The sequence below is a fragment of the Streptomyces sp. HPF1205 genome (genome assembly GCF_020400825.1).
GTDB lineage: Bacteria > Actinomycetota > Actinomycetes > Streptomycetales > Streptomycetaceae > Actinacidiphila.
This window is the reverse complement of record NZ_JAINVH010000076.1, coordinates 1-7249: the sequence shown is the minus strand read 5'-3', so window position 1 is coordinate 7249 and position 7249 is coordinate 1. Positions and strand designations below refer to the sequence as shown.

The window sequence follows — 7249 nt, the reverse complement described above, 5'->3', positions numbered from 1 at the left end:
TCCGCCGACGGCCAACCTCCACCAGCCGGACCCGGAGTGCGACCTGGACTACGTCCCCCTCACCGCCCGCGAGCAGCGCACCGACACGGTGCTCTCGGTCGGCAGCGGCTTCGGCGGCTTCCAGAGCGCCGTGGTGCTGTCGCGGCCCGAAAGGAGCGCGGCGTGACCGACCCGGTCGTGGTCACCGGCCTGGGCGTGACCTCGCCCAACGGCCTGGGCACAGAGGACTTCTGGGCCGCCACCCGAGACGGCAAGAGCGGCATCGGCCGCATCACCCGCTTCGACCCGGCGGGCTACCCGGCGCGGCTGGCGGGGGAGATACCCGGCTTCGCCGCCGAGGCGCACCTGCCCAGCCGGCTGCTCCCGCAGACCGACCGGATGACCCGGCTCGCGCTGGTCGCCGCCGACTGGGCGCTGGCCGACGCCGGGGTGCGCCCCGGCGAACTGCCCGAGTTCGACATGGGCGTGGTCACCGCCAGTTCGTCCGGCGGCTTCGAGTTCGGCCAGGGCGAGCTGCGGGCGCTGTGGAGCAAGGGCAGCCAGTACGTCAGCGCGTACCAGTCCTTCGCCTGGTTCTACGCCGTCAACAGCGGCCAGATCTCGATCCGCAACGGCATGAAGGGACCCAGCAGCGTCGTCGTCAGCGACCAGGCCGGCGGCCTCGACGCCGTGGCGCAGGCCAGGCGGCAGATCCGGCGCGGCACCAGGATCGTCGTCTCCGGCGCCGTCGACGCCTCGCTGTGCCCCTGGGGCTGGGTGGCGCAGCTGGCCGGCGGGCGGCTGAGCACCAGCGACGAACCCACCCAGGCGTACCTGCCGTTCGACGCCGCCGCCCGCGGCCACGTGCCCGGCGAGGGCGGCGCGATCCTGGTGCTGGAGTCGGCGGCCTCGGCCCGCGAGCGCGGCGCCCGCGTGTACGGCGAGATCGCCGGATACGGCGCCACCATGGACCCGCGGCCCGGCAGCGGCCGGCCGCCCGGCCTGCGCAAGGCCATCGAACTGGCGCTGGCCGACGCCGGCGCCGGGCCGGGCGACGTCGACGTGGTGTTCGCCGACGCCGCCGCCGTACCCGACCTGGACCGCGTCGAGGCGGACGCCATACGCGAGGTGTTCGGCGCCCGCGCGGTGCCGGTCACCGCGCCCAAGACCATGACCGGCCGCCTGTACTCCGGCGCCGCGCCGCTCGACCTGGCGACCGCGTTCCTCGCCATCGGCGCCGGGTTCATCCCGCCCACCGTCAATGTCGAGCCGGCCCCGGGATACGACCTGGACCTCGTCGTCGACCGGGGCCGCACGGCCGAGCTGGACACCGCCCTCGTCCTGGCGCGGGGCGCGGGCGGCTTCAACTCGGCCGTGCTGGTCCGGCGCGGCCCGACCGGGCCGCGCCGGACCGCCCGGACCTCCTGACCCACCACCGCACGACCCGACGCGCATTCCCATGACCCCGGGACGGCCGGGCCCGCGGCAGCGTCGCCGCGAGCGCCGGCCGGCCCCCGCCCGAGCACGCGCACACGACATCCACCCGAAGGGGACATCCTCATGGAAACCCGGCAGTTCACTCTCGACGACCTCAGGCGCATCCTGCTGGAGAGCGCCGGTGTCGACGAGGCCGTGGATCTCGACGGCGACATCCTCGACCTGGGCTTCGACGCGCTCGGCTACGAGTCGCTGGCCCTGCTGGAGACCGGCGGCCGGATCGAGCGCGAGTACGGCGTCACCCTCGACGACGACTCGCTGACCGACGGAGCCACCCCCCGCAGCCTGATCGAGGCCGTCAACGCGCGGCTCGCCGAGGCCGCGGAAGCCGCCGCGTAGAGCGCCGCGCCCGGCCCCGTACCCCCGGGCCCGTACCCCCGGGCCCGTAAACCCGTACCCGTTCTCGTACCCCGGACCGCCGGCGCACGGCCGCTGCCGCCTCCCTGACCGGCAGCGGCCCGGCGGCCCGGCGCCCCCCGCTCCCGCGCTCCGCGGGACGCACCGCCCCCGCCCCACCGTCACCCACGCACAGGAGTCAGAGCATGTCCCAGCAGGAGCAGCGGGTCGCCCTCGTCACGGGCGCCACCAGCGGTATCGGGCTCGCCTCGGCCAGGAAACTGGCCGCCCAGGGCCTGCGTGTGTACATCGGCGCGCGCGGCGCCGACAGCGTCACCGCCACCGTCAAGGACCTGCAGTCCGAGGGCCTCGACATCGACGGCACCACGCTCGACGTGCGGTCCGGCGACAGCGTGCGGGCCTTCGTGACCGCGGCCGTCGAGCGGTTCGGCACCGTGGACGTCCTGGTGAACAACGCCGGCCGCAGCGGCGGCGGCGTCACCGCCGACATCGCGGACGACCTGTGGCTGGACGTCATCGAGACCAACCTCAACAGCGTCTTCCGGATGACCCGCGAGGTCCTCACCACCGGCGGCATGCGGCACAAGAGCTGGGGCCGGATCATCAACATCGCCTCCACCGCGGGCAAGCAGGGCGTCGTGCTCGGCGCCCCGTACTCCGCCTCCAAGCACGGTGTCGTCGGCTTCACCAAGGCGCTGGGCAACGAGCTGGCGCCCACCGGCATCACCGTCAACGCCGTCTGCCCCGGCTACGTCGAGACGCCGATGGCCCAGCGGGTCCGGCAGGGCTACGCGGCCGCCTACGACACCACCGAGGACGAGATCCTGCACAAGTTCCAGGCCAAGATCCCGCTCGGCCGCTACTCCACCCCGGACGAGGTCGCGGCCATGGTCGCCTACCTGGCCGGCGACGCGGCCGGCTCCGTCACCTCCCAGGCCATCAACGTCTGCGGCGGCCTCGGCAACTTCTGACCCCCGCGCGGTCCGCGCGCATCCCCGCACCCTCCGACCACCAGGAGCACGAGCATGGCGACGCAACCCGGCACGCGCCACGTCGAACACGAGATCACCGTCGCGGCCCCCGCCGACACCGTCTACGAGCTGATCGCCGAGGTGCGCAACTGGCCCCGGATCTTCCCCCCGACCATTTACGTCGACCACCTCCACAAGTCCGGGAACCAGGAGCGGATCCGCATCTGGGCCACCGCCAACGGCACCGCCAAGAACTGGACCTCGCGCCGCGTGCTGGATCCCGAGGCGCTGCGGATCGAGTTCCGCCAGGAGGTGTCCGCGCCACCGGTCGCCGCGATGGGCGGCACCTGGATCATCGAGCCCCGGCCGGGCGCCGGGTCCCGGATCCGGCTGCTGCACGACTACCGCGCCGTCGACGACGACCCGGAGGGACTGGCCTGGATCGACCGGGCCGTCGACACCAACTCGCGCCACGAGTTGGAGGCGTTGAAGCGGAATGTGGAGGCGGCGCATGGTGCGCGGGATCTGACGTTCTCGTTCGAGGACAGTGTGCGGGTGGGGGGTTCGGGGCGGGATGTGTTCGCGTTCTTGAACGAGGCGCAGTTGTGGGCGGAGCGGTTGCCGCATGTGGCGAAGGTGCGGTTGGAGGAGGACGGGGAGGGGTTGCAGTCGTTGGAGATGGACACGGTGGCCAGGGATGGTTCGACGCATACGACGAAGTCGTTCCGTGTGACGTTTCCGTATCACGCGATCGCGTACAAGCAGGTGACGTTGCCGGCGTTGTTGTCGCTGCATACGGGGTTGTGGACGATCTCGGAGGATGGTGCGGGGGGTGTGCTGGCGACGTCGCGGCACACGGTGGTGATCGATCCGGAGCGGATCGAGGGGGTGCTGGGGGCGGGTGCGGGTGCGGCGGACGCGAAGGCTTATGTGCAGGGGGCGTTGAGCGCCAACAGCCGGGCCACCCTGACGCACGCCAAGGACTACGCCGAGAAGCAGAGCTGACCCATGGCCGCCGAATCCCCGCACGACGCGGCGCGCTCCACCCCCGCCGGTTCCCCCGCCGCCGCGGCTGCCGCGGACCGTACCGAGGACGCCCAGGTCGTGGTCGTCGGCGCGGGCCCGGTCGGCCTGATGCTGGCCGGCGAACTGCGCCGTGGCGGCGCCCACGTGGTGGTGGTCGAGCGCCGGGAGACGCCGACCACCGAGTCCCGGGCGACGACCCTGCACGCCCGCACCATGGAGATCCTCGACAGCCGCGGCCTGCTAGCCGACCTCGGCGTGCCGCCCCAGGAGCCGCGCGGCCACTTCGGCGGCATCCCCATGGACCTGACGCTGCCCGGCCCCTACCCCGGGCAGTGGAAGGTCCCGCAGGCCCGGACCGAGGAACTCCTGCAGAAATGGGCGCTGTCGCTCGGCGCGGACCTGCGCCGCGGCTGGGAGGTCGGCGGCCTGTCCGACGAGGGCGACCACGTCGTGGTGACGGCCGCGACCGCCTCGGGGCCCCGCCGGCTCCGGGCGTCGTACGTGGTGGCCTGCGACGGCGAGGAGAGCACGGTCCGCAGGCTGACCGGCGTGCCCTTCCCCGGCCTGCCCACCCGCCGCGAACTGCTGCGCGCCGACATCGCGGGCATCGACGTACCCAACCGGCGGTTCGAACGGCTGCCGGCCGGGCTGGCCATCGCCGCGCGCATGCCCGGCGGCGTCACCCGGCTCATGGTGCACGAGTTCGGCCGGCCCCCGGTGGACCGCTCGGGCGCCCCCGGCTTCGAGGAGTTCCACCAGGTGTGGCGGCGGGTCACCGGCGAGGACGTCAGCGGCGGCGAACCCCTGTGGATCAACGCCTTCGGCGACGCCAACCGCCAGCTCGCCGCCTACCGCCACGGCCGCGTGCTGTTCGCCGGCGACGCCGCCCACGTCCAGTTGCCCAGCGGCGGGCAGGCGCTCAACCTCGGCCTGCAGGACGCCGTCAACCTCGGCTGGAAGCTGGCCCTGGAGGTCGGCCCCCGACCGGTCGACGGCCTGCTGGACACCTACCACGCCGAGCGCCACGCGGTCGGGGCGCGGGTCCTGGCCAACATCAGGACCCAAGGGCTGCTGCTGCTGGGCGGCCCCGAGGTCGAGCCGGTCCGCGCGCTGCTCGCCGAACTCATCGCGGGCGAGGCCACCCGTGCCCACCTGGCCGGGATGATCAGCGGCCTGGACGTGCGGTACCCGGTCGGCGACGGCGACCACCCGCTGCTCGGCGCCCGCCTGCCGGACGAGCCGCTGACCACCGACGCGGGACAGGTGACCTGCGGCGAACTGCTGCGCGGCGGCGGGGGACTGCTGCTGGACCTCGCCACCGCCCCCCAGGCACACCTGCGGTGGCTCGCCGGGATGTGGGGCGACCGCGTCACCACCGTCAGCGCGCGGCCCCCCGCCACCGGACCGCTCGCCGCCCCGGCCGCCCTGCTGGTCCGGCCCGACGGCCACGTCGCCTGGGCCGGCCAGGACCCCGGCGACGCGCTCGCCGCCCTGCGCCGCTGGTTCGGCCCCCCGGAACCGGGCCTGTGACCGCCCGAACCAGGACAGCGGACGCGGCCCGCGGGACACGGGCCGCCGGAAAGAGGACGCGCGACGCGCGGCGCGGGACCAGGAGACGAGACCAGGGGAGACGCACATGGACACGGATGTGATCATCGTCGGCGCCGGCCCGACCGGGCTGATGCTGGCCGGCGAACTGCGGCTGGGTGGCGCCCGCGTCACCGTACTGGACCGGCTCACCGAACCGACCGGGCAGTCCCGCGGGCTGGGCTTCACCGCCCGGGCCATGGAGGTGTTCGACCAGCGCGGGCTGCTGCCGATGTTCGGGGACCGGCTGGAGAAGAGCCCGCTGGGCCACTTCGGCGGGGTCAGGTTCGACTACAGCGTCCTGCCGGACGCCCACTTCGGGGCGCGTGGCATCCCGCAGTCGCGTACGGAGGCGGTGCTCGAACGCTGGGCCCTGGGCCTGGGCACCGACCTGCGGCGCGGCTGGGAGGTCACCGCGCTCGCCGACGACGGCGGGTCCGTGGAGGTCGTGGCCGCCACCGCGCGGGGCGAACGGCGGCTGCGCGCCGCGTACCTCGTCGGCTGCGACGGCGGCCAGAGCACGGTCCGCAAGCTGGCCGGCTTCGACTTCCCCGGCACCCCGGCGACGCGTGAGATGTACCTCGCCGACGTCGTGGGCGGCGGTATACGGCCGCGCTTCCTCGGCGAACGGCTGCCCGCCGGCATGATCATGGCGGCGCCGCTGCGGGAGGGCGTGGACCGGATCATCGTGTGCCCGCACGGCACGCCGGCCCGCGAACGCGCCGGCACGGTGGAGTTCGCCGAGGTCGCCGACGCCTGGGAGCGGATCACCGGCGAGTCGATCGCCGGCCGCGACGCGGAATGGGTCAGCTCGTTCACCGACGCCTCGCGCCAGGCCACCGAGTACCGGCGCGGGCGGGTGCTGCTGGCGGGCGACGCCGCCCACATCCACCTGCCCGCGGGCGGGCAGGGCCTGAGCACCGGTGTGCAGGACGCCGCCAACCTCGGCTGGAAGCTCGCCGCCGAGGTACGGGGCTGGGCCCCCGGCGGCCTGCTCGACACCTACCACGCCGAGCGGCACCCGGTCGGCGCGCGCCTGCTGATGAACACCCGGGCGCAGAACCAGATCTTCCTGGGCGGCGAGGAGTCCGAGCCGCTGCGTGAGCTGTTCGCGGAACTGATCGGCATCGACGACGTCAAACGGCACCTGGCGGGCGTCGTCAGCGGACTGGACGTGCGGTACGACCTCGGCGGCGGCGCGCGGCAGGACGGCGGTACGGGCGCGGGCGGCGGTCCGGGCGGTGCCCCTGGCTCTCCCGGCTCTCCGGGCGCGGGCGGCGCTCCTGCCGCCGACGGCGGGCTCGTGGGCCGCCGCGTACCGCCCCGCCCACTGGCCTCGGCGGCCGGCGAGACCAGTACGACCCGGCTGCTGCACCCGGCGCAGGGCGTGCTGCTGGACCTGGCCGACGACCCGGCGACCCGGGCGGTCGCCGCGGCCTGGAAGGACCGGGTGGTGACGGCCACGGTCCGGCCGGCCGGACCGGCCGGGGACTTCGCGGGCCTGTCGGCGCTGCTGGTCCGGCCGGACGGATACGTGGCCTGGGCCGCGGCGGCGGACGGCCCGGCGGCGGGCGGCGGCCCGGCCGCGGCGGGGCTCGCCGACGCCCTCTCGCGCTGGTTCGGCGCGCCCGAGGCGGGCTGAGCCGACGGCCGCGCGGCCCGGGCGGGACGGAGCGGCGGACGAAGCGGTGGACGAACGGACGCGGACACAGGCGCGGGAAGAGGCGGAGGACGACGACACGATGACCACCGGAACGGGGACGGACATGCACAGGCTGCGGGAACTGCAGGAGTTGAAGGAGCTGGCGCGCCGGGGCCCGGACCCGGCGGCC

Annotated in this window: 6 protein-coding genes and 1 pseudogene; all 7 read left to right on the top strand. The window is 74.8% G+C overall.

Translation table 11 applies throughout. The features are described 5' to 3' along the window. A pseudogene (locus K7G61_RS35490) lies at positions 1 to 166 on the top strand (beta-ACP synthase); the annotation flags it as partial. After that, the gene (locus tag K7G61_RS35485) at positions 163 to 1407 is read left to right on the top strand and encodes a ketosynthase chain-length factor (protein ID WP_225851279.1); all 1245 of its coding nucleotides are present in this window, start codon (positions 163 to 165) and stop codon (positions 1405 to 1407) included. The pseudogene K7G61_RS35490 and the gene K7G61_RS35485, both read left to right, overlap by 4 nt. 132 nt (positions 1408 to 1539) lie before the next feature. After that, positions 1540 to 1815: an acyl carrier protein gene (locus K7G61_RS35480; RefSeq protein ID WP_225851278.1), complete on the top strand. Its 276-nt coding sequence runs from the start codon at positions 1540 to 1542 to the stop codon at positions 1813 to 1815. A gap of 203 nt (positions 1816 to 2018) precedes the next feature. Continuing rightward, positions 2019 to 2804 (top strand): SDR family NAD(P)-dependent oxidoreductase, encoded by a 786-nt coding sequence (locus K7G61_RS35475; RefSeq protein ID WP_225851277.1) that lies wholly within the window; start codon positions 2019 to 2021, stop codon positions 2802 to 2804. A gap of 54 nt (positions 2805 to 2858) precedes the next feature. Continuing rightward, positions 2859 to 3809: an aromatase/cyclase gene (locus K7G61_RS35470; protein ID WP_225851276.1), complete on the top strand. Its 951-nt coding sequence runs from the start codon at positions 2859 to 2861 to the stop codon at positions 3807 to 3809. Positions 3810 to 3812: 3 nt separating this feature from the next. After that, positions 3813 to 5360: an FAD-dependent monooxygenase gene (locus K7G61_RS35465; RefSeq protein ID WP_308190809.1), complete on the top strand. Its 1548-nt coding sequence runs from the start codon at positions 3813 to 3815 to the stop codon at positions 5358 to 5360. A gap of 106 nt (positions 5361 to 5466) precedes the next feature. Further along, positions 5467 to 7059 (top strand): FAD-dependent monooxygenase, encoded by a 1593-nt coding sequence (locus K7G61_RS35460; RefSeq protein ID WP_225851275.1) that lies wholly within the window; start codon positions 5467 to 5469, stop codon positions 7057 to 7059. Positions 7060 to 7249 lie beyond the last annotated feature (190 nt).

What these genes read in the sequence shown, in the direction of transcription:
- K7G61_RS35480 (WP_225851278.1), top strand. Translation starts at nt 1,540, where the DNA reads ATGGAAACCCGGCAGTTCACTCTCGACGACCTCAGGCGCATCCTGCTG.
- K7G61_RS35475 (WP_225851277.1), top strand. Translation starts at nt 2,019, where the DNA reads ATGTCCCAGCAGGAGCAGCGGGTCGCCCTCGTCACGGGCGCCACCAGC.
- K7G61_RS35470 (WP_225851276.1), top strand. Translation starts at nt 2,859, where the DNA reads ATGGCGACGCAACCCGGCACGCGCCACGTCGAACACGAGATCACCGTC.
- K7G61_RS35465 (WP_308190809.1), top strand. Translation starts at nt 3,813, where the DNA reads ATGGCCGCCGAATCCCCGCACGACGCGGCGCGCTCCACCCCCGCCGGT.
- K7G61_RS35460 (WP_225851275.1), top strand. Translation starts at nt 5,467, where the DNA reads ATGGACACGGATGTGATCATCGTCGGCGCCGGCCCGACCGGGCTGATG.